This is a genomic window from Nocardiopsis sp. NPDC049922 (genome assembly GCF_040660275.1).
GTDB lineage: Bacteria > Actinomycetota > Actinomycetes > Streptosporangiales > Streptosporangiaceae > Nocardiopsis.
This window is the reverse complement of sequence record NZ_JBFAME010000001.1, coordinates 559,982-579,364: the sequence shown is the minus strand read 5'-3', so window position 1 is coordinate 579,364 and position 19,383 is coordinate 559,982. Positions and strand designations below refer to the sequence as shown.

At 71.9% G+C, this 19,383-nt stretch carries 17 protein-coding genes and 1 riboswitch; of the genes, 11 read left to right on the top strand and 6 right to left on the bottom strand.

Annotated features, from left to right (window positions below):
• Nucleotides 1-24: 24 nt before the first annotated feature.
• A complete protein-coding gene (locus AB0I72_RS02760; protein WP_358562142.1) occupies nucleotides 25-309 on the bottom strand; it encodes a DUF3263 domain-containing protein in 285 nt (94 codons plus the stop codon).
• 229 nt (nucleotides 310-538) lie between these two features.
• Here AB0I72_RS02760 and AB0I72_RS02755 point away from each other — a divergent pair, with 229 nt between their 5' ends.
• Together AB0I72_RS02755 and AB0I72_RS02750 are read left to right on the top strand one after the other, a co-directional pair.
• Complete coding sequence (locus tag AB0I72_RS02755) at nucleotides 539-1,786, top strand: S8 family serine peptidase (protein ID WP_358562139.1); 1,248 nt, start codon at nucleotides 539-541, stop codon at nucleotides 1,784-1,786.
• Nucleotides 1,787-2,182: 396 nt separating this feature from the next.
• The gene (locus AB0I72_RS02750) at nucleotides 2,183-2,812 is read left to right on the top strand and encodes a GrpB family protein (RefSeq protein WP_358562136.1); all 630 of its coding nucleotides are present in this window, start codon (nucleotides 2,183-2,185) and stop codon (nucleotides 2,810-2,812) included.
• 181 nt (nucleotides 2,813-2,993) lie between these two features.
• Here AB0I72_RS02750 and AB0I72_RS02745 read toward each other — a convergent pair whose 3' ends face one another.
• Nucleotides 2,994-4,430: a trehalose-6-phosphate synthase gene (locus AB0I72_RS02745; RefSeq protein WP_358562133.1), complete on the bottom strand. Its 1,437-nt coding sequence runs from the start codon at nucleotides 4,428-4,430 to the stop codon at nucleotides 2,994-2,996.
• A 297-nt stretch (nucleotides 4,431-4,727) separates the two neighbouring features.
• Nucleotides 4,728-4,870, top strand: a riboswitch (SAM riboswitch).
• Nucleotides 4,871-4,883: 13 nt separating this feature from the next.
• Here AB0I72_RS02745 and thrC point away from each other — a divergent pair.
• From thrC to AB0I72_RS02730, 3 genes are all read left to right on the top strand, one after another.
• Nucleotides 4,884-6,143, top strand: coding sequence for a threonine synthase (gene thrC, locus AB0I72_RS02740; protein WP_358562130.1), 1,260 nt, complete (start codon nucleotides 4,884-4,886; stop codon nucleotides 6,141-6,143).
• Nucleotides 6,144-6,231: 88 nt separating this feature from the next.
• Nucleotides 6,232-6,510, top strand: a complete 279-nt coding sequence (locus AB0I72_RS02735; RefSeq protein WP_017599311.1) for a ubiquitin-like small modifier protein 1 — start codon at nucleotides 6,232-6,234, stop codon at nucleotides 6,508-6,510.
• A gap of 151 nt (nucleotides 6,511-6,661) precedes the next feature.
• On the top strand, nucleotides 6,662-7,246 hold the full coding sequence (locus AB0I72_RS02730) for a PadR family transcriptional regulator (protein WP_358562126.1): 585 nt from the start codon (nucleotides 6,662-6,664) through the stop codon (nucleotides 7,244-7,246).
• A gap of 13 nt (nucleotides 7,247-7,259) precedes the next feature.
• On the opposite strand, the gene AB0I72_RS02725 is transcribed toward AB0I72_RS02730, so the two are convergent.
• Complete coding sequence (locus AB0I72_RS02725; protein WP_358562123.1) at nucleotides 7,260-8,276, bottom strand: hypothetical protein; 1,017 nt, start codon at nucleotides 8,274-8,276, stop codon at nucleotides 7,260-7,262.
• 182 nt (nucleotides 8,277-8,458) lie between these two features.
• On the opposite strand from AB0I72_RS02725, the gene AB0I72_RS02720 reads away from it, so the two are divergent.
• The 4 genes from AB0I72_RS02720 (at nucleotide 8,459) to AB0I72_RS02705 (ending at nucleotide 12,968) form a co-directional block, all read left to right on the top strand.
• Nucleotides 8,459-9,430 (top strand): ATP-binding cassette domain-containing protein, encoded by a 972-nt coding sequence (locus AB0I72_RS02720; RefSeq protein ID WP_358562120.1) that lies wholly within the window; start codon nucleotides 8,459-8,461, stop codon nucleotides 9,428-9,430.
• A gap of 50 nt (nucleotides 9,431-9,480) precedes the next feature.
• Nucleotides 9,481-10,224, top strand: coding sequence for an ABC transporter permease (locus AB0I72_RS02715; protein WP_358562117.1), 744 nt, complete (start codon nucleotides 9,481-9,483; stop codon nucleotides 10,222-10,224).
• A gap of 301 nt (nucleotides 10,225-10,525) precedes the next feature.
• Entirely contained in the window at nucleotides 10,526-12,157 is a 1,632-nt protein-coding gene (gene groL, locus AB0I72_RS02710; protein ID WP_358562114.1) for a chaperonin GroEL, read from the top strand.
• A 214-nt stretch (nucleotides 12,158-12,371) separates the two neighbouring features.
• A complete protein-coding gene (locus tag AB0I72_RS02705) occupies nucleotides 12,372-12,968 on the top strand; it encodes a Uma2 family endonuclease (protein ID WP_358562111.1) in 597 nt (198 codons plus the stop codon).
• A 42-nt stretch (nucleotides 12,969-13,010) separates the two neighbouring features.
• On the opposite strand, the gene AB0I72_RS02700 is transcribed toward AB0I72_RS02705, so the two are convergent.
• Together AB0I72_RS02700 and AB0I72_RS02695 are read right to left on the bottom strand one after the other, a co-directional pair.
• Nucleotides 13,011-14,816: an ABC transporter ATP-binding protein gene (locus AB0I72_RS02700; RefSeq protein WP_358562108.1), complete on the bottom strand. Its 1,806-nt coding sequence runs from the start codon at nucleotides 14,814-14,816 to the stop codon at nucleotides 13,011-13,013.
• Nucleotides 14,813-16,549, bottom strand: coding sequence for an ABC transporter ATP-binding protein (locus tag AB0I72_RS02695; protein WP_358562104.1), 1,737 nt, complete (start codon nucleotides 16,547-16,549; stop codon nucleotides 14,813-14,815). The genes AB0I72_RS02700 and AB0I72_RS02695 overlap by 4 nt, the downstream gene beginning before the upstream one ends.
• Before the next feature lie 193 nt (nucleotides 16,550-16,742).
• On the opposite strand from AB0I72_RS02695, the gene AB0I72_RS02690 reads away from it, so the two are divergent.
• Nucleotides 16,743-17,609 (top strand): CPBP family intramembrane glutamic endopeptidase, encoded by an 867-nt coding sequence (locus AB0I72_RS02690; protein ID WP_358562101.1) that lies wholly within the window; start codon nucleotides 16,743-16,745, stop codon nucleotides 17,607-17,609.
• A 134-nt stretch (nucleotides 17,610-17,743) separates the two neighbouring features.
• Here AB0I72_RS02690 and AB0I72_RS02685 read toward each other — a convergent pair whose 3' ends face one another.
• Nucleotides 17,744-18,175 (bottom strand): NUDIX domain-containing protein, encoded by a 432-nt coding sequence (locus AB0I72_RS02685; protein WP_358562098.1) that lies wholly within the window; start codon nucleotides 18,173-18,175, stop codon nucleotides 17,744-17,746.
• A gap of 125 nt (nucleotides 18,176-18,300) precedes the next feature.
• Here AB0I72_RS02685 and AB0I72_RS02680 point away from each other — a divergent pair, with 125 nt between their 5' ends.
• A complete protein-coding gene (locus AB0I72_RS02680) occupies nucleotides 18,301-19,368 on the top strand; it encodes a zeta toxin family protein (protein WP_358562095.1) in 1,068 nt (355 codons plus the stop codon).
• The last annotated feature ends 15 nt before the right edge of the window (nucleotides 19,369-19,383 follow it).

Genomic DNA, 19,383 nt, shown 5'->3' with positions numbered 1-19,383 from the left:
GGTGACCGGGAGGCGTGAGCGGGTTCAGAGCTGGATGCCGAGGAGACGTGCGTTGCGTTGCCGCCGGCGGTCGGCACGGAGCCGACGCAGGCGTTTGACGGTCATGGGGTCGAAGGCGAGTGCCTCGGGTCGTTCCACCAGCCCGTTGAGCAGTTGGTAGTAGCGGGTGGCGGAGAACCCGAACTCGTCACGGATCGCCTGTTCCTTGGAGCCCTCGAACTTCCACCACTGGCGTTCGAAGGCGAGGATGCGTTGTTCGCGTTCGGCGAGGGCCGACTGACCGTCCTCGGTCGGACCGATATTCGGCATGGGACACCCCCTGGACGGGAAATTGGATGGTCCTGATCGGCGCGACTCATGCTAGCGACTCGACATACCGGATGAGGAGCGGGGAAGCGAGGAGTGGCATCGGGGATACAGTTGCGTTTCCTCACCGCCAGGCCACTTGTCCGTGTCTGAATCCTGTGCTCGTGACAGAATTGCGGTGGTCCAGGGGAGGGCCGTGGAACGCCGATCGCAACGTTCGAGGGAGCCTGTCGTGCTCGGGGGTAACAACCGTAACAGGACACGCAAGCGTCGCTTCGGAACCGCGGGGGTCTGCGCGGCCGTCGGCGTGCTCGCGCTGGCACCGGTCCCGGCGGCGGCCGACGGGCTGCCCGACCTGCGCCCCGACCAGTGGGGACTGGTCTCCATCGGGGCCCAGGAGGTGTGGGAACTCACCCAGGGCCAGGGCACCACCGTCGCGCTCCCGGGCGTCACCGTTCCCGAGGACCACCCAGACCTCGTCGACAACGTCGGCGTCGACACCGAGTTCGGCGCCAACGAGGGGGACTTCGACGAGGGAACCGCCCTGGCGGCCCTGGTCGCGAGCCACGGGCACGGGCGCGACGCCGAGGGCGGCATCCTCGGTGTGGCGCCCGACGCGCGTCTGCTCGTCCTGCCCACCGACGACGCCCTGCCCGACGCCGTCCGCCGCGCGGTCGACGAGGGTGTCCAGGTCATCCTGTTGCCCGAGGTCTCCGGGGCCGCTGAGGCCCCCGCGCGGAACGGGGCCACGCCGACCGACGGTGCGACCGCGACCGACGGCACCGGGGGGAACGGCGCGGCCGACGACGAGCTGGGCGCCGCGACCGAGGCGGCGGCCGAGGCCGGGGTGCTGGTCGTGGGTCCGGCCGGGGGCGACGACCCCAACGTGCTCTCCGTCGCCGGTGTCGACGCCGACGGCGCCCTGATCCCCGGCTCTCCCGGCCCCGACCTGATCGAGCTCACCGCGCCCGGCGCGGATCTCGACGCCACCGCGCCCGACGGCGGGGAGGCCCAGGTGACCGGGGCGCCCTACGCCGCCGCCATGGTCGCCGGGGCCGCCGCGCTGCTGAGTTCGGAGTACCCGCAGCTGGGCGTCGACCAGCTCCGCCAGGCCCTGGTCGACGGCTCCCAGGAGGGGCCGAACGGACTGCCCACCCTCCACCTGCCCACGGCCAACACACAGGCCGCGGGGACCGCCGAGGAGAACCCGCTGATCGACCGGAACCTGCTCGACCGGGTGGACGAGGGCCCGCGCGTGCCGGTCTGGGCGTGGTTCCTCAGTGTCGGCGCCGTGCTGGTGCTGGGCGTCCTGCTCGCCGTGGTGTGGGTGCGCCGCTCCACCGCCGACCCCTACGGCGTGCGCGAGGAGCGCCGCGAGGAGGAAGAGGGGATCGCCGCCGAGCGGGGTGCGGAGCGGGCCGAGGAGCCCGTCCGGGGCAGGCGTAGGGGCGGACGCCGTCGCAAGCCGCGCGGGAGGTAGCCGGGCCGCCGCCGAGCCGAGGGGAGCGCGCGCGGTTCCCCCACGCCGGTCGCGGCACCTTCAGCCGCGCGGACCCATGTCGTCCACAACCCGACGACTGGGCCTGGCGCGACCTCGCCCCCGCGCGTTCTACTCGATACAGGGGGTCACGAACCCCCGACCGCTTCGTGCTGCCCGCACACACCCATCCACACCCCGCCCGACCCGACGACCTCCCCGAACCGCCGGTCACCGTGGTCTCCGTACCCGCCCGAGACCGGAGCACGGCCCCACCGACCTCCGCGTGATCGCCCATCGTTCCAGTTCGAACACGGTGGGTGGGCTTCCATGTGCGTGCATATGTAAGCACACGCGGTCGTCTTGACGTGGGCACCCGAGGCGACAAGGCTTTGTGGAATGTCACCCCTCGAAGCGTCACCGTTGCCCTCGCGAGGTGAATCGGTGGCCGGGATCCGTCCCGAGCACCGCAACCTCGTCAACGGACGTGTGCACCTGTCCCCGTACGATCCCAAGTGGCCCTACCTGTTCAGGCGTGAGTCCGAGCGGGTCGGCGCGGCGCTCGGCGACCGCGTCCTGCTCTTCGAACACGTCGGCTCCACCGCCGTTCCGGGGCTGGCCGCCAAGCCCTGTGTCGACCTCCTGCTCGTCGTCGCCGACTCCGCGGACGAATCCGCCTACCTCCCCGACCTGGAGGCGGCGGGGTACAGCCTCGTCATCCGCGAACCCCACTGGTACGAACACCGGGTCCTCAAGGGCCCCAACGTCAACCTCAACCTGCACGTCCTCACCGAGGGCTGCGTCGAGATCGAGCGGATGCGCCGGTTCCGCGACCACCTCGTCGCCGACGCCGACGCCCGCGCGCGCTACGAGGCGCACAAGCGCGAACTGGCCCAGCGGACCTGGGACCGTATCCAGGACTACGCGGAGGCCAAGTCCGAGGTCATCGAGGAGATCCTCGCCGCGGCCGGTGCGCCGGGTCCCGACCAGGGCGGAGGGGGCGAGCACGCCGAACCCGACGCACCCTGAGCCCTCCAACCCGTCCGGCCCTCCAACCCGCAGGGCCCGACACGCTCCGCGGCCCCTCCGAACCCACCGACCTCCGACGGCGACACCGCGACCGGGGCGCTCCCCGCCATCCCACGACGGCGGGCGCGCCCCAGCGCGGACACGTCCCGGCGGGCCCTGACCCCGACCCCGGCCGCGCCCCTCAGCCCAGCGCGCGCAGCTGCTCCTGGAACCACCGGCGCGGCGGCAGCGCCACGGCCGCCTCCCGCAGCCGCTCACGCCGCCTCCGGCGCTCGTCCGGCCCCATCGTCAGCGCCCGGTGCAGCGCCTCCGCCGTCTCCACCGTGTCGTACGGGTTGACCGTCAGCGCGTGCTCGCCCAGTTCGTCGGCGGCCCCCGCCTCACGGGACAGCACCAGCACCGAGTCGCGCTCCGACAGCACCGGACCCTCCTTGGCGACCAGGTTCATGCCGTCGCGGATCGGGTTGACCAGCAGCACGTCGGCCATCTGGAAGGACGCCAGCGAACGCGGGTAGTCGTCGTTGACCTCCAGCACCAGCGGCGCCCACTCGGCCGTGCCGAACTCCTCGTTGATCTCCTTGGCCACGCGCAGGACCGCGTCGGTGTACTCCCGGTACTCGGGCACGTCGCCCCGGCTCGGGTAGGCGAACGCCAGGTGGGTGACCCGCCCGCGCCACTCCGGGTGCGCGGTGAGCAGTTCGCGGTACGCCTCCAGCCCGCGCACGATGTTCTTGGACAGCTCCGTGCGGTCCACCCGCACGATGAGCCGCGTGTCGCCGACGACCTCCTCCAGGGTCTCCCGCCGTGCCGCGACCCTGGGATCCGCCGCGCTCTCGCGCAGTCCCTCCTCGTCCGCGCCCAGCGCGTGCACGCCCATGTCGACCACCCGGCCGCCGTGCTCGACCGTGCGCTTGGTCAGGTCCACGTCGGCGCGCAGGATCTCCGCGCAGCACCGCAGGAAGGCGTCGGCCCAGCGTGGGCTGAGGAAGCCCAGGTGGTCGGCGCCGAGCATGCCCTCCAGCAGGTCGCGGGCGACCTGGTCGGGCAGCATCCGGAAGTACTCCGGCGGCGCCCAGGGCGTGTGCGAGAAGTGCGCGATCCGCAGGTCGGGGCGGCGGGCGCGCAGGATGCGGGGCACCAGCGCCAGGTGGTAGTCCTGCACGGCCACGCGCGCGTTGTCGGCGGCTCCGGCCACCAGGGCCTCGGCGAACGCGTTGTTGTAGGCGACGTAGTCCGCCCAGCGCCGGTGGAAACCGGAGCCGAAGGAGGGCTTGTCGGGGGTGTCGTACAGCATGTGCTGCGTGAACCACAGCGTCGAGTTGGCGATCCCGGTGTAGGCGCCCGCGAAGGTGTCCTCCGGGATGTCCAGCATGTGGACCCGCATGCCGTCCAGGTCGTGGGACCGGTCCAGGCGGGCCCCGGGGGCCTCGGCGGCGGCGCGCCGGTCGGCGGGGGACAGGGCGGCGCACACCCAGAGACCGTCGATCTCCGAGGCCACCGAGATCATCCCCGACACGAGTCCGCCGCCGCCCCTGCGGTACTCCAGGGAGCCGTCGTCGGCGGTCGAGAAGGACACCGGTCCCCTGTTGGAGGCGATGAGGATCTGTGCCTTGTCCACGTACTCGTCCTCTCGGTGGAGCGGATCGGATCTGCCGCCCGTGAGCGGGGTGTGGGTGCGGGGCGGGGTGTTCCCTCATGTCTCGCCCGTGGACGGGGGGCCCAAACCCGTGCCGGGCCAACGCATGCGTACGTCACACCGGCCGAACGCGGCGGCTCCGGGCCGGGATCGCCGACCTGGGCCGTCTCACCATACGAGCGGGTTCGTGTGTTCCGGGTCACCCGATGTGGAAAGCCGGCCGACGTGTCCGTTACAGTGACCGTGCGGATCCGACAGGGTCGGCGCACAATTTCATATTGCTCATCCAGAGGGGTGGAGGGACCGGCCCTACGAAGCCCCGGCAACCATCTCAGCATGCGATACTCGCGCTCCTCGCGAGGCGGCTGGGACAGGTGCCAACTCCGGCCTGGGGTCAAGGTGGCCACCAGGAAAGATGAGGGGAGACGCCTCGCCATGGCGATTGCCGCCACCGAACCCACCTCCGTCCGCTCCTTCGGCCCCGCGACCGCGCTGTCCTGTCGCGAGTGCGGCGAGCGCTACGACCTCACCCCCCGCTTCGCCTGCGAGTTCTGCTTCGGCCCCCTTGAGGTCGCCTACGACTTCGGGACCGTCACCCGCGCCGACATCGAGAGCGGCCCGAACAACATCTGGCGCTACCGCTCCCTCCTGCCGGTGCCGACCAACGTCGCCGAACTCCCCAACATGAACCCCGGCCTGACCCCGCTGGTCCGCGCCGACCGCCTCGCCGCCGAGCTCGGCCTCGACTCCCTCCACATCAAGGACGACTCCGGCAACCCCACCCACTCCTTCAAGGACCGCGTGGTCGCCATCGCCGTCGAGGCCGCCCGCACCTTCGGGTTCACCACCCTGTCCTGCTCCTCCACCGGCAACCTCGCCGGCGCCGTGGGCGCGGCCGCCGCCCGCGCCGGGTTCGAGTCCTGCGTGTTCATCCCCGCGGGCCTGGAGGAGGGCAAGGTGGTCATGGCCGCCGTCTACGGCGGCAAGGTCGTGGCCATCGACGGCAACTACGACGACGTCAACCGCTTCTGCTCCGAGCTCATCGGCGACCCGGCCGGTGAGGGCTGGGGCTTCGTCAACGTCAACCTGCGCCCCTACTACGGCGAGGGCTCCAAGACGCTGGCCTACGAGATCGCCGAGCAGCTCGGCTGGCGGCTGCCCGAGCAGATCGTCATCCCGATCGCCTCCGGCTCCCAGCTCACCAAGATCGACAAGGGTTTCCAGGAGCTGATCAAGCTCGGCCTGGTCCAGGACCGCCCGTACAAGGTCTTCGGTGCCCAGGCCACCGGGTGCTCCCCGGTCGCCAGGGCGTGGGAGGCGGGCCACGACGTCATCCAGCCGGTCAAGCCCGACACCATCGCCAAGTCGCTGGCCATCGGCAACCCGGCCGACGGGCCCTACGTCCTGGACATCGCCAAGCGCACCGGCGGCTCCGTGGAGCACGTGAGCGACGCCGAGGTGGTCGACTCGATCAACCTCCTCGCCCGAACCGAGGGCATCTTCGCCGAGACCGCGGGCGGCGTCACCACCGGCGTCCTGCGCAAGCTCGTGCGCGAGGGCAAGCTCGACCCGAAGGCCGAGACGGTCGTGCTCAACACCGGCGACGGTCTCAAGACCCTGGGCGCCGTGGACGCGGGCGTGACCGCCACCATCGCGCCGTCCCTGTCCGCGTTCGCCGAGGCGGGCCTGGCCTGACGGCCGCGGCGGCCACCCCGACGACCTCGCGGGGTCCGGTGACGCGTCCCGGGCCCCGCACCCCACCCGACGAAGGAAGAGACACGACATGAGCGCCAGCGTCCGCGTGCCCACCATCCTGCGCACCTACACCGACGACGCCTCCGAGGTGACCGCCGAGGGCGCGACCCTCGCCGAGGTCATCGACGACCTGGAGGCCAACTACCCGGGCATCCGGGCCCGGATCCTCGACGACGCGGGCAAGGTCCGCCGCTTCGTCAACGTGTACGTGGGCGACGAGGACGTGCGGTTCGAGAAGGGCCTCCAGACGGAGGTGGCCGACGGCGCCCAGGTCTCGATCATTCCGGCGGTCGCCGGAGGCTGCTGAGCCGCCGCCGCGGAACCGCGGCCCCGAACGGGGCGGTCCCGTCCTCCACCCCCCGGGAGGACGGTGCCGCCCCGTTCGTCGTGTCCGGGGCCGGTCGGCCCCCGTCGACGCCGCTCGTAGGCTGGGGGCACCGAGACGGACGAGGGTGGAGATGTCGGCGACGCGGCTGTTGGTCCTGGGCGTGGTGCGGATGCACGGGCAGGCACACGGGTACCGGGTGGGGCGGGAACTGCTCTCCTGGAACGCCGGGGAGTGGGCCAACGTCAAGTGGGGCTCGATCTACCACGCGCTGCGCAAGCTGAGCCAGGAGGGGAAGCTGCGGGAGTTCGTGGCCGACGGCGACGACGTGGTCGACCGCACCTCCTACGCGCTGACCGACGACGGCGAGGCCGAGTTCCACCGGCTGCTGTGCGCGGCGTTGAGCCACTCCGGCCACGACCACGCGTTGCTCTGCGCCGGGGTCACCCTGATGACCGCCTTGCCGCGGGCCGAGGCGATCGCGATGCTGGAACGGCGCCTGGCCGGGCTGGAGGAGGTCGGCTCCGAGGTGCGTTCGGCGTCGGGTGAGGGCCATGACAGGCCGCCGCACCTGGCCGAGCTGTTCGGCCTCTGGCGGTCGACGATCGATGCCGAGACCGGCTGGACCCGTCGACTCATCGACTCCCTGGGCGAGGGACGCTACACGATGGCCGACGACGACGCCGGCGCCTTCGGCCTGCCGCCCACCGGCGACTGACCCCCGGGCCCGCCTACCGGTTCCCTCCCCTGACGGCGTTCAGCAGCCACGCGTTGGCCTCGGCCGCCTCGTCCGTGCGCCGGGTCAGGGTGAGCCGGGCGGCCTGGAGCGCGGTGTCGGACTCCAGGTCGGGGGCTCCGGCGAGTGACCCGTGGTCGCGTCCGCGGGTCTCGGCGAGGACGTCGGCGAAGGCGCCGCCGCTCGCGGCCAGCCGTTGGCACTGCTCCCATTCCTCGTGGGCGGTCAACGCCCGCTTGACCGGGCCGATGTAGGACTCGGCGCGGTCGACGGCCGCCGCGTGGGCGGCACGCACCTCGTCGAGCACCGCGATCTGGGGGCGCATGGCCTCGCGCACGCGGTGGGACGCGGCCCTCCCGTCCAGGTCGTTGATCTCCCGCGCGAGCGGTGCGATACGCCGCATCGATTCGGCCAGTCGCCACTCCTCCTCCCGGAGCACCAGCAGCGCGTCCCGCCCGTCGAAGCCGGGCGTCAGCACGGTCTGGGCCCTCTCCACAGTGCCGATGACCTCCCGCATCCGCCGCAGCCGGTCACGGTCGGCGCGGGCGATCTCGCTGGGCAGGACGAAGCGGTCGCGGGGAACGCGCACCTCCTGCTTGGGTGCGCCGCCGACGAAGCTGTTGAAGGTGACGAGGTGGAGGATGCCGAAAGGGAACCAGGCACCGAAGGAGGACATCGGGATGGCCCAGATCCACCACGGGAGGATGGTGGAGGCGCCCGTTCTCAGCGCGTTCCGCAGCCGGTCCTCCTCCGGCCGCGGCGGCAGGTAGAGGAACAGGCTGGCGCACCCGGCGGCCATCGACCACCACCTGCCGTACAGGTACTGGACGGTGATCATGAGGGCGATCGAGAGCACCAGCACGGCCACACCGCGCACCGCCCGCCCGAACCGGTGGCCCCGTCCGACGGGCGCGGTTCCGGGCTCCGTGGCGATGAGGGAGTCGGGCTTCTCACGCACGGCGCGGTGGATCGCCTCGGGGAGGGTCGGGTCGAGGATGGGGAGTTTGTTCATGCGGCGGCCGATCCGTGTCGGTGCGGCGCGGGAGGCGGGCGCCGTCGGTCCTCTGACGCGTCCGGGGCGGTGGTCGGTTCCACCGTGCGGCGGGAGATCCGGCGAGACGTATTAAAACTTGAATACTGCCGATCGATCGGGCACACTCGTCCTCACATTCAAGTTTTAATACTGGAGCGAGGATGATCCACACACGGGAGCTGACCCGGCACTTCCGGGTCGGCAAACGGACGGTCGAGGCCGTCCGGGGCGTCGACATCGACGTCGACCAGGGAGAACTGGTCGCGTTCCTGGGGCCCAACGGAGCCGGGAAGAGCACGACCCTGCGCATGCTCACCACGTTGCTCGCACCCACCTCGGGCACCGCCGAGGTGGCCGGACGCGACGTACGCGCCGAGCCCGCCGAGGTGCGGCGCCGGATCGGGTTCGTCGGCCAGGGGCACGGCGCCGGGGACGACCAGCTCACCCGCGACGAGCTGTACACCCAGGGCCTGTTGTACGGGCTCGACCGGCGGACCGCCCGCCACCGCTGCGGCGAACTGCTCGATCTGCTGGAACTCGGCGAAGCGGCCGACCGCGTGGTCGGCGCGCTCTCCGGCGGTCAGCGCCGACGCCTCGACATCGCCATGGGCCTCATCCACCGCCCCGGACTGCTGTTCCTCGACGAACCGTCCACCGGGCTCGACCCGCAGAGCCGCGCCAACCTGTGGGGCCACGTGACCCGCCTGCGCGAGGAGTTCGGCACCACCGTCGTGGTGACCACCCACTACCTGGAGGAGGCGGACGGCGTGGCCGAGCGGGTCCTGGTCATCGACCACGGCCGGGTCATCGCCGACGGCGCCGCCGACGAGCTCAAGGGCCGGGTCTCCGGCGACCTGGTCACGTTCACCACCGAGGACGCGGACTCCGCGCGACTGGGGGCCAAGGCCGTGGAACCGCTGCCGTCGGCCGGGACGGCGGAGGTCGTCGAGGGGGCGGGCCGCGACCACGAGGTCCGCGTCCGGGTGGAGCGCGGCGACTCCGCCCTTCCGGGGCTGCTCCGCTCGCTCGACGAGGCGGGCGTCACGCCGCTCACCGTGAGCGTGAGCCGACCGACGTTGGACGACGTCTTCCTGACCCTGACCGGACGCAGCCTGAGAGAGGGAGAGCGATGACCGCGCCGACGAGGACGGAACCTCCGTCGGAGACCAAGGTGAGGGGAACGATGGCGCGCGACACCTGGATCGTCTTCCAGCGGCAGGGGCGGCTGGTGCTGCGGCGACCCGCGCTGATCCTGTTCGGGATGCTGCAGCCGGTGCTCTATCTGGCGCTGTTCTCGCCCCTGCTGGACGGGCTCGGCGGTCCCACGGGCGAGGGCTCCTGGCAGTGGTTCGTGCCGGGGCTCCTGGTCATGCTCGCGTTGTTCGCGGGCGGGTTCGCGGGCTTCGGTCTCCTGCCCGAGATGGCGTCGGGCGCGCACGAGCGGCTGCTGGCCTCCCCGGCGAGCCGGGTGTCGCTGCTGCTCGGACGGGTGCTCGCGGACGTGGCCATGGTGGTCGCGCAGACGCTGCTCGTCCTGGCGCTGGTGGTCGTGTTCGGGTTCCGGGTCGCGCCCCTGGACGCCGTCGTGGGCCTGGCACTGCTCGCGGTGCTCGGGGTCGGGCTGTCCACGCTGTCGTACCTGGCGGCTCTGGCGGCCAGGCAGACCTATGTCTTCGCGCCGGTGGTCCAGGGCGCTCTGATGCCGCTGATGCTGTTGTCCGGGGTGCTGCTGCCGATGGATCTGGCGCCGGGGTGGCTGTACGCGCTGTCGCGGCTGAACCCGATCGCCTACGTGGTGGACGCCGAGCGCGCCCTGTTCGCCGGGGAATGGGGTTCGGCGGTGGGCGTGGGGTGGGTCGTCGCGCTCGGCCTGGCGGTCGTGGCGCTCGCCGTCGGCGCCCGCTCCGTGCACCGGTCGGCCCGCTGACCTGGACCGGGTGGCCCGACCGTGTCCACCCAGCGCGAAATCCGCACGTCGTTCCGGATCGTCCCAGGTAAACCCTGGTGAGAGGGCTGTGGAAATCGTGACCACATCGTTTGCACTCTCCAGGGGCGAGTGCTAAAAAGGGACCTGGTTAGCACTCGCCTTTCCTGAGTGCTAACCAGGATCGAGGCTGCGAGATCGCGGCGGCCGGCAGAGGGGTTGCCGGTGCGGCCGCGGTCGTCCGTCGCGGGCGCACGCCTCGTCCCATCGCGTACCAGCCCGGTCACGGGAGGACAAGAACTCAATGGCAGCCAAACTGATCGCGTTCGACGAGGAGGCCCGTCGCGGCCTCGAGCGTGGCATGAACCAGCTCGCTGACGCCGTCAAGGTCACGCTCGGCCCCAAGGGCCGCAACGTCGTCCTGGAGAAGAAGTGGGGCGCCCCCACGATCACCAACGACGGCGTCTCCATCGCCAAGGAGATCGAGCTCGAGGACCCGTGGGAGAAGATCGGGGCCGAGCTGGTCAAGGAGGTCGCCAAGAAGACCGACGACGTCGCCGGTGACGGCACCACCACCGCCACCGTGCTCGCCCAGGCGCTCGTCTCCGAGGGTCTGCGCAACGTCGCCGCCGGGGCCAACCCGATCGGTCTCAAGCGCGGCATCGAGGCCGCCGTGGCCCGCATCAACGAGGAGCTCGGCAAGCTCTCCAAGGACGTCGAGACCAAGGAGCAGATCGCCTCCACCGCCTCGATCTCCGCCGGCGACACCCAGATCGGCGAGACCATCGCCGAGGCGATGGACAAGGTCGGCAAGGAAGGCGTCATCACCGTCGAGGAGGGGCAGACCTTCGGGCTCGAGCTGGAGCTCGCCGAGGGCATGCGCTTCGACAAGGGCTACATCTCGCCCTACTTCGCCACCGACCTCGAGCGCATGGAGACGGTCCTCGAGGACCCCTACATCCTCATCGTCAACTCCAAGATCTCGAACAACAACGAGTTCCTTCCCGTCGTGGAGAAGGTCCTCCAGGCCGGCCGTCCGCTGATGGTCATCGCCGAGGACGTCGAGCAGGGTGCTCTCCAGACCCTGGTCGTCAACAAGATCCGCGGCACCTTCAAGTCCGTCGCCGTCAAGGCCCCGGGCTTCGGTGACCGCCGCAAGGCCCAGCTCGGCGACATCGCCGTGCTGACCGGCGGCCAGGTCATCACCGAGGAGGTCGGCCTCAAGCTGGAGAACACCGAGCTCGACATGCTCGGCCGCGCCCGCAAGGTCGTCGTCACCAAGGACGAGACCACCATCGTGGACGGCGCCGGTGACGCCACCGCGATCGCCGGTCGCGTCAACGAGATCCGCAACGAGATCGAGCGGACCGACTCCGACTACGACCGCGAGAAGCTCCAGGAGCGTCTCGCCCGCCTGGCCGGCGGCGTGGCCGTCATCAAGGCCGGCGCCGCCACCGAGGTGGAGCTCAAGGAGCGCAAGCACCGCATCGAGGACGCCGTCCGCAACGCCAAGGCCGCGGTCGAGGAGGGCATCCTGCCCGGCGGCGGTGTCGCCCTGCTCCAGGCCAGCGTCCCGGCCTTCGAGAAGCTCGACCTGGACGGCGACGAGGCCATCGGCGCCGACATCGTCCGCCGCGCCATCGCCGCGCCGCTGAAGCAGATCGCGGTCAACGCCGGCCTCGAGGGCGGCGTCGTGGCGGACAAGGTCAAGAACCTGGAGCCCGGTTTCGGCCTCAACGCCGCCACCGGCGAGTACGCCGACCTGTTCAAGGAGGGCGTCATCGACCCGACCAAGGTCACGCGTTCCGCTCTCCAGAACGCCGCCTCCATCGCTGGTCTGTTCCTGACCACCGAGGCCGTCATCGCTGAGAAGCCGGAGAAGGCCGCGGCTCCCGCCGGCGACCCGACCGGTGGCATGGGCGGCATGGACTTCTAGGTTCCGCCTGGAGTCCGAGGTCCGGTACGCGACCTCGCCCGCGACGACCGGGTGGCCCTTCGGGGCCGCCCGGTTTCGCTGTTTCCGAGGGTGATCGGTGGCGTGGGCACTGTTCCAGGAAAATCTCGGAAGCTATTCTGCGAAGTGTCGGGTGGACACGGACACGGAGCGTTAGTGTTCCTGTCCGGAGGTGCAACGCGAAATGAGTCTTGCCGTGACTGAACCCCCTGTCCAGGAGGGGCCGTCGAGATGGGACTACCTGCTGCGCACCTGGCAGGAGCTTGACGTGCCCGACGGCTGGCGGGCTGAGATCCTTAATGACAACGGAGTCGTTCTGGTGCCCCCTCCGTCTGACCCCCACAACATCATCGCGTCGCTGGTCCACCGGGTGTTGGTTCGCTCGGTTCCAGACGAGTGGCACGTCTTCCAGACTCTGGGTGTGCAGGTCTCGGCCGTCGAACGGCTCTACGTGCCGGATGTGATCGTCATGCCCGAGGATGTCGTCCTCGACCCGTCCCAGTCTCCGAGCCCGGCCGAAGAGGCGTCGCTCGTGGTGGAGATCGTGTCCAGGAGCAGCATGAGCACCGATCGCGACAAGAAGCTCTGGGGCTACGCGTACGCCCCGGTTCCGCTGTACCTGCTCATCGATGCCTTCGCCGGGGAGGGCCCCTCGGTCACTCTCTACGAGCGCCCCGGCAACGGACGCTACAACCGTGCCACCACCGTGGAGTTCGGGGACAAGATCAGCCTTCCGATGCCCTTCAACCTGGAGTTGGACACCTCCAGGTTCCCCGGCCCCGACAAGTGGTGAATCGGCTGGACCGGTGCTGAGCCCCACCCCTCGGAGCCGGGCTCAGTCCCCGTGCCAGGCGCGCCACAGCCTCGCGTAGGCGCCGTCGCGCGCGAGCAGCTCGTCGTGCGTGCCCAGTTCGCTGATCCGGCCGTCCTCGACCACCGCGATCCGGTCGGCGTCGTGCGCCGTGTGCAGGCGGTGCGCGATCGCCACCACCGTGCGGCCCGCGAGCACGCCGCCCAGTGAGCGTTCCAGGTGGCGGGCGGAGCGCGGGTCGATGAGCGACGTCGCCTCGTCGAGCACCAGCACCTCCGGGTCGGCCAGCACCAGGCGGGCCAGCGCCAGCTGCTGCACGTGGGCGGGATCGAGTGTGCGCTGCCCGGAGCCGACCCGCGTGGCCAGCCCGTCCGGCAGCGCGCGGACCCAGGTGTCGGCGTCCACGGCGGCCAGGGCCTTCCACAGCGCGTCCTCGTCGGCCTCCTCCTCGTCCAGCGCCAGCGACAGGTTCTCCGCGACCGTCCCCCGGAACACGTGGCTCTCCTGGCTCAGCAGGATCGCCCGGCGCCGCCGGTCCTCCGGCGGCAGCCCCGACAGCTCCGCGCCGCCCACGCGGACGGCGCCCGAGGTCGGCGGATGGATGCCCGCGATCAGCTTCCCGAGCGTCGACTTGCCCGCCCCGCTCGGCCCGACCATGGCCAGCCGTTCGCCCGGGCGCACCACCAGGTCCACGCCGTGCAGCACCTCGGTGTCGGTGTACGCGAACCGCGCGTCGCGCACCTCCACGGTGCCGGGCGCGGCGGGGTCGGCGGCCCCCGGCGCGGTCCGCTCGTCCTCGGCCAGTCCGACGCCGAGCAGCCGCCGGAGGCTGGTGAACCCCATCATCACGCTGTCGATCTCGTCGATCAGCCGCTCCATCGGTCCCGACAGCTGCGCGCTGAGGAACACCGCCGTCGCGATCGCGCCCACGCTGATGTCGCCGTTCATGTGCAGCACCCCCGCGACCAGCAGTGTCATCGCGGTGGGGAACTGGTAGGAGAACTCCAGCGGCGGGTACCACACGGTCCGCAGCCACAGCGTGTACCGCTCGGCCAGGTAGGCCCGGTGCACCCGTTGGTCGTTGAGCGCGATCTGGCGCGCTTGCCGCCCGAGGGCCTCGATCGTGCGCGCCCCCTCGACGGTGTCCGTCACGCCCTGTGTCAGGTCGGAGTAGGTCGCCAGCTCGCGCACGTACCCGTCCGGCGCCCGCCGGACGTACCAGCGGGTGGACACCCACAGCACCAGGACCGAGGGCGCCAGGGCGAGCAGCAGCAGCGGGTGCACCACGCCGATCGCGACGACCACGACCACCACCGTCACCGCGCTGACCACCATGATCGGGATCGAGTTGCGCACGGTGTGGCTCAGGTGGCCGATGTCACGTCCGGTGCGCGCCACCAGGTCGCCCGTCCCGGCGCGCTCCACGGTTCCCAGCGGCAGGCGCAGGACGTCGTGCACGAACTCCTCGCGCAGCTCCGCCAGCACCCCCTCGCCGAAGCGGATCGACAGCGCCACCGACACCAGGACGAACGCCGCGTTGACCAGGAGCGCGCCGACGATCGCCAGCGCCAACAGGTCGACGCTCCCCAGCGAGCCGTCGGCCCGCACGGTGTCGATGATGCGACCGAGCGCCCACGGGGCGACCAGCGCGCTCAGCGCGGCGACCCCGTACAGGCCGACGACGCCGGTGAGCGTCCATCCGTGCTCGCGGCCCGCGCGCCGCAGCCGCCGCCACACCATGGCGGGCGGGGCGACCGGGAGGCCGTCGACCGGCTGCCACTCCGTGAGCTCGGGCAGGTGCGGCCTGGAGTGTTCGGCTGTCCGGGTCATGGGATCTCCTCGGTGGCCATCGCGCGCAGGACGGTGGCGGCGTAGTCCGGGACGTCGGCGAGCAGCTCCGCGTGCGTTCCCTGGGCGCTCACCCGGCCCTCCTGGACGAAGAGCACGTGGTCGGTGTGGGCGAGCAGCAGGGGGCTGGTGGTGAACAGGGCGGTCGTCCGGCCCCCGCGCTCCGCGGCGAGCCGCTCCGCGATGGCGGCCTCGGAGTGGGCGTCCACCGCGGAGGCGGGTTCCACCAGGACGAGGATCTCCGGGTCGAGCGCCAGCGCCCGGGCGAGCCGCAGCCGTTGCTGCTGGCCGCCGGAGTACTCGCGTCCGCGCTCGGTGACCACGGTGTCCAGCCCCCGCGACGACTGCCGCACGACGTCGTCGGCGTGCGCCGCGTCGATCACCCGCGCCAGCCGCTCGTCGGACAGGCCGCCGTCGGGCGACAGCTCGTCCCGCAGCCTGCCGGAGAGCAGATGGGCGTCGTTGGTCGCCACGAGCACCCGTTCCCGCACCGTGCGGCGCGGCAGGTCCCGCAGCCGCACCGCACGACCGGTGGCGCGCTCGACCAGTTCGGCGTCCTCGTCCTCGCGGTAGCGGCCGAGGCGCTCGGCGATCACCGTCGCGTCGGAGGGGTCGGCGCACACGACCCCGATCGCCCGCTCCGCCGTGACCGTCACCCCGCTGACCGGGTCGCGCAGGTCGCACGGCGCCTCCGGGGCCCGGGCCGGGTGCGCGGGGTCGGGGTGGTCGTGGTCCAGGGACAGGACGCCGACCACCCGGTCGGCGGAGACCCGGGCCGAGACGTAGGCGGTCGCCGTCACGGTCAGATAGCGCACGGCCCCGCCCAGGGTGGTGGTGTAGCCGTAGAAGGCGACCAGCTCGCCGACGGTGAGCTCACCCGCGAGCGCGAGCCGCGCCCCGTACCAGACGATCCCCACCAGCAGCAGTCCGGGCAGGAGTTCGCGCACGGCCTGCAGGGCCGCGTCGGCCCACCCGACCCGCACCCCGGCCGCGCGGACCCGCTGGGACTCGTCCCGGTAGCGGCGGCCGACGGTGCGTTCCCCGCCCACACCGCGCAGGACCCTCAGACCCGCCACCAGGTCGCTGGCGATCGTGGTCAGCTCGGCCTGGCGGTCGCGCTGGCGCTCCTGGCGGTCGGAGAGCGCGTTCAGCAGCGGCAACGTCGAGAGCATGATCAGCGGCACCGCCACCAGCACGACGACCCCGAAGGTCACGTGCGAGGTGAGCATCAGGGCGCTGGCCACCGCGATGGAGACCACCGATCCCGGCACCATGGCGCTCATCTCATAGAAGTCGCCGATCTGGTCGATGTCGTCCGTGCCGACCGCGACCACCTCGCCGGAGGGCAGCCGCCGGGTGAGCGTGGGTCCCAGGTGGACGGAGCGGTCGGTCACCGACTGCACGGTCCGGTAGCTCGACGCGTACCAGTTGAACGCCTGGGCGCGGTGGAGCAGGTGGAGGAGGCCGACGGAGGCCAGGACGAGGACGGTGAGGATCCCGACCCAGAACAGGAGCGCCCCGGCGTCCCCGTCGGTGAGGCCGGAGTCGATCGCCGCGCCGAGCGCCGCCGCGCTGAGCACGGTGCAGGCGGTGAAGGCGCCCGTGGTCAGCGACGCCCACGTGAGGGAGCGCCACTGGCGGCGGGCGAGCCAGAGCAGGAAGCGGCGGGCGGACCGGTGGTCGGGGACCCCCGGAGGTTCGGGAAGGTGGCGCACGTCTTCGGACACTAGCCAGGGTCCGACGCCGCGGCCACTGATTTTCCGGTGCCCGTCACCGGGCCCACGCGGGTCCCGGGGTCGGGGCCGCCAGGGCCGGTCTCAGGGGCGATCCAGGGTGATTTCCGGATACCGGAGGGGACTCCGGCGCGGGATCGTGTTCCGTATGAACGGAATTCACGAACGTTCGACGGTGAGCGTACGACCGGAGCGGCCGCACCTGCTCGTCCGGATCGCGGTGGTCGTGGCGGCCGCCCAGCTGATCTGGCAGGTGATGGCGTGGCTGGACGACATCCTGTTCCCGGGGGAGGAGCTGACCACGGTCAACCACGTGGTCAACGCGTCGGTCGTCTTCGTCCTGGCCGTGCCCATGGTGTGGGCCGCACGCCGCTACCTCGACCGGCGGCCGTGGGGCGGGCTCGGACTGACCGGTGCCCGCGAGGGCTGGCGGCCGTTCCTGGTCGGGGCGGCGGCCTGGGGACTGCCCGGCGGAGCGGCGATCGCCATGTGCCTCGCGATGGGGTGGTCGTCGATCGGGGCCGCCGTGCCCTGGACCGACCTGGTGCCCGGGGTCGCGCTGCTCGCGGTGCTGGTCTTGGTGTTCGAGGCGGTGCCGGAGGAGCTGATCTTCCGCGGCTACCTGTTCCGGAACCTCAACACGGCCATGCCCGCCTGGCTCGCGGTCCTGGCGCAGGCCGGGCTGTTCGCCCTGTTCGGCACCACGCTGTGGGTGCTGTCCGAGGGGTGGGGCGTGCTCGCGGGGCGGCTGCCGCTGTTCCTCGTCATGGGGATCGTGCTGGGCTGCGTCCGCGTGGTCACCGGGAACGTGTGGGCGTGCGTGGGCTTCCACCTGGTGTTCCAGACGGTCGCCCAGACCTTGCTGAGCAGCGGTGACGTGGAGATCCAGGGGGTCGACGCGCTCACGGCGACGGCGTTCCTCGCCCCGTTCGTGTTCGGTGTGCCGACCGCGATGCTGCTGGCGCTCCGCACGGGCCGGTGGCGGCGGCGCGAGCCCGACCCGATCGACCCCGAGGGCCTCCCACGCCGCGGTCGTCGGTGACGGGCGGGCGCACCCGGTGCGGCTGTCGCAAGGCCGGAGAAGGAGTAAGCCTGGGTGTGTTTTCGACTGACGAGAACGCGGCGAGAGCTGTGCTGGGGCGACGTGGAGCAGGGCACGTGTCCGCCATGCACGCCCTAACGGACGGCGCCCTCCGCGTGCAGGAGTTCGACGAGCCTGCGTACGGCCGGGGCGCAGCGATCGCGCTCGGCGAACCCGATCCACTCCAGGTCGGAGATCTCGTTGTCCGCCGCGATGTCCCCGTCGTGTTCCGCCGTGTAGCAGGTCAGCCGCACCCGGGTCCCGGGGGCCTGCGCGTGCGCGACCTCGTCGATCACCGCCACCCGGCGGAAGGTCCCCGGGCGCAGCTCGACGCTGACCTCCTCACGGGCCTCCCGCGTCACGGCGGCCTCGTCGCTCTCGCCCGGATCACGCTTTCCACCGGGAACGTAGAGCAGATCCTTCTCCTGCGAACGGACGCACAGGAGGCGGCCGTCGCGGACGTGGACCCAGGCCAGGGCGTCGATCACGGCGGGTACCCCCGCGGGGGTGGTCGGACTCGCTGTCATGCTGGCCACTCTAGGCCACCCCATCTCCGGGAAACCCCCCGCACGGGCGGGCGCGAGGGACTAGCATCCCCATCCGCGGCGACCGACCGGCTCCGGCGGTCGGACCGAGGGAAAGGGCAGGGGACATGACCACGTTGGGCGGCGGGAACGGGAGAGCGGCCGAGGAGGCGGGTGGCGTGCCGCCACTCCTGACGGAGACCTCCAGCGGCGGTGTCCCGCCGCAGACCGACGCCCAGCGCGAGGCCAGGGAGCGCGCCTACAACCTCTACTGCGCGGCGATCGGCGCGTGCCTGTCCCGGGGCGACACGGCGCGTGCCGGGGTCCTGCTCGACGCGGAGGCCCGGCTGCCGTTCCTCACCCCCGACCAGCTCGACCGGGTCAACGCCGAACTCCCGGCGACCGTCACCGACCTGCGCCGCGAGCCCGTCCGGGCGCCCGAGGGCGCCACCGCCGAGGACCCGGGGCGGGACCTGGACTGGGACGAGCTGGAGGCCCTGTTCGACCTGGCGTTGCGCTCCCGCCTCACCGGCCGGCCCCGGGAACGGCCCCGGGTGCTCCTCCTCGGCGGCCAGCCGGGCTCGGGCAAGTCGACGCTCCAGCGCCTGCTCCTGCCGGTGCTGCCCGAGGGGACGGTCAGCTACGACGGGGACGATCTGCTGCGCCTGGCGCCGGACTACGAGTGGGCGATGAGCGCGGACGACCGCGTCGCGTCACGGACCCTGGGGCGGCAGGTCGGCGGCCTGCACCAGCTCGCGATGGAGCACGTGCGCGAGGGCCGGGCGGACGTCGTGTGCAGCCACCCGCTCGGGCGCGCGGACTGGGCCGCCGCCTGGGTGGAGGGGTTCCGTTCGGCCGGGTACCGCGTGGAGGTCGCGTTCGTGGCCACGCACAGCAGCAACAGCGCGTTCGGGATCGTCGACCGCCACGCGCGCGCCCGCCGCGACCAGGGGTTCGGCCGGTGGATCACCCCGCAGGACCACGAACGGTTCTACCTGGGGGTGCCGAACACGGTCGAGTTCCTGGAGACGCACCGGCTCGTGGACTCGCTGTTCGTGCTCTCGCGGCTCGGCGAGGTGCTCTACGCCAACCACCTCACCGGGGACGGCGACTGGCGGAGTGAGCCGTTCGGCCGGATCGCCCTGGAGGCCGAGCGCGGGCGGCGCGAGTTGTGGCACGTCGAGGGGGCGGTCTGACGGGCCTCCTCGACG

Excerpts from the sequence above, each read along its gene's own strand:
- AB0I72_RS02700 (WP_358562108.1), bottom strand. The coding sequence starts at position 14,816 with ATGACCCGGACAGCCGAACACTCCAGGCCGCACCTGCCCGAGCTCACG.
- groL (WP_358562114.1), top strand. The coding sequence starts at position 10,526 with ATGGCAGCCAAACTGATCGCGTTCGACGAGGAGGCCCGTCGCGGCCTC.
- AB0I72_RS02725 (WP_358562123.1), bottom strand. The coding sequence starts at position 8,276 with ATGAACAAACTCCCCATCCTCGACCCGACCCTCCCCGAGGCGATCCAC.
- AB0I72_RS02720 (WP_358562120.1), top strand. The coding sequence starts at position 8,459 with ATGATCCACACACGGGAGCTGACCCGGCACTTCCGGGTCGGCAAACGG.
- AB0I72_RS02680 (WP_358562095.1), top strand. The coding sequence starts at position 18,301 with ATGACCACGTTGGGCGGCGGGAACGGGAGAGCGGCCGAGGAGGCGGGT.
- AB0I72_RS02750 (WP_358562136.1), top strand. The coding sequence starts at position 2,183 with ATGTCACCCCTCGAAGCGTCACCGTTGCCCTCGCGAGGTGAATCGGTG.
- thrC (WP_358562130.1), top strand. The coding sequence starts at position 4,884 with ATGGCGATTGCCGCCACCGAACCCACCTCCGTCCGCTCCTTCGGCCCC.
- AB0I72_RS02760 (WP_358562142.1), bottom strand. The coding sequence starts at position 309 with ATGCCGAATATCGGTCCGACCGAGGACGGTCAGTCGGCCCTCGCCGAA.
- AB0I72_RS02685 (WP_358562098.1), bottom strand. The coding sequence starts at position 18,175 with ATGACAGCGAGTCCGACCACCCCCGCGGGGGTACCCGCCGTGATCGAC.
- AB0I72_RS02730 (WP_358562126.1), top strand. The coding sequence starts at position 6,662 with ATGTCGGCGACGCGGCTGTTGGTCCTGGGCGTGGTGCGGATGCACGGG.
- AB0I72_RS02735 (WP_017599311.1), top strand. The coding sequence starts at position 6,232 with ATGAGCGCCAGCGTCCGCGTGCCCACCATCCTGCGCACCTACACCGAC.
- AB0I72_RS02715 (WP_358562117.1), top strand. The coding sequence starts at position 9,481 with ATGGCGCGCGACACCTGGATCGTCTTCCAGCGGCAGGGGCGGCTGGTG.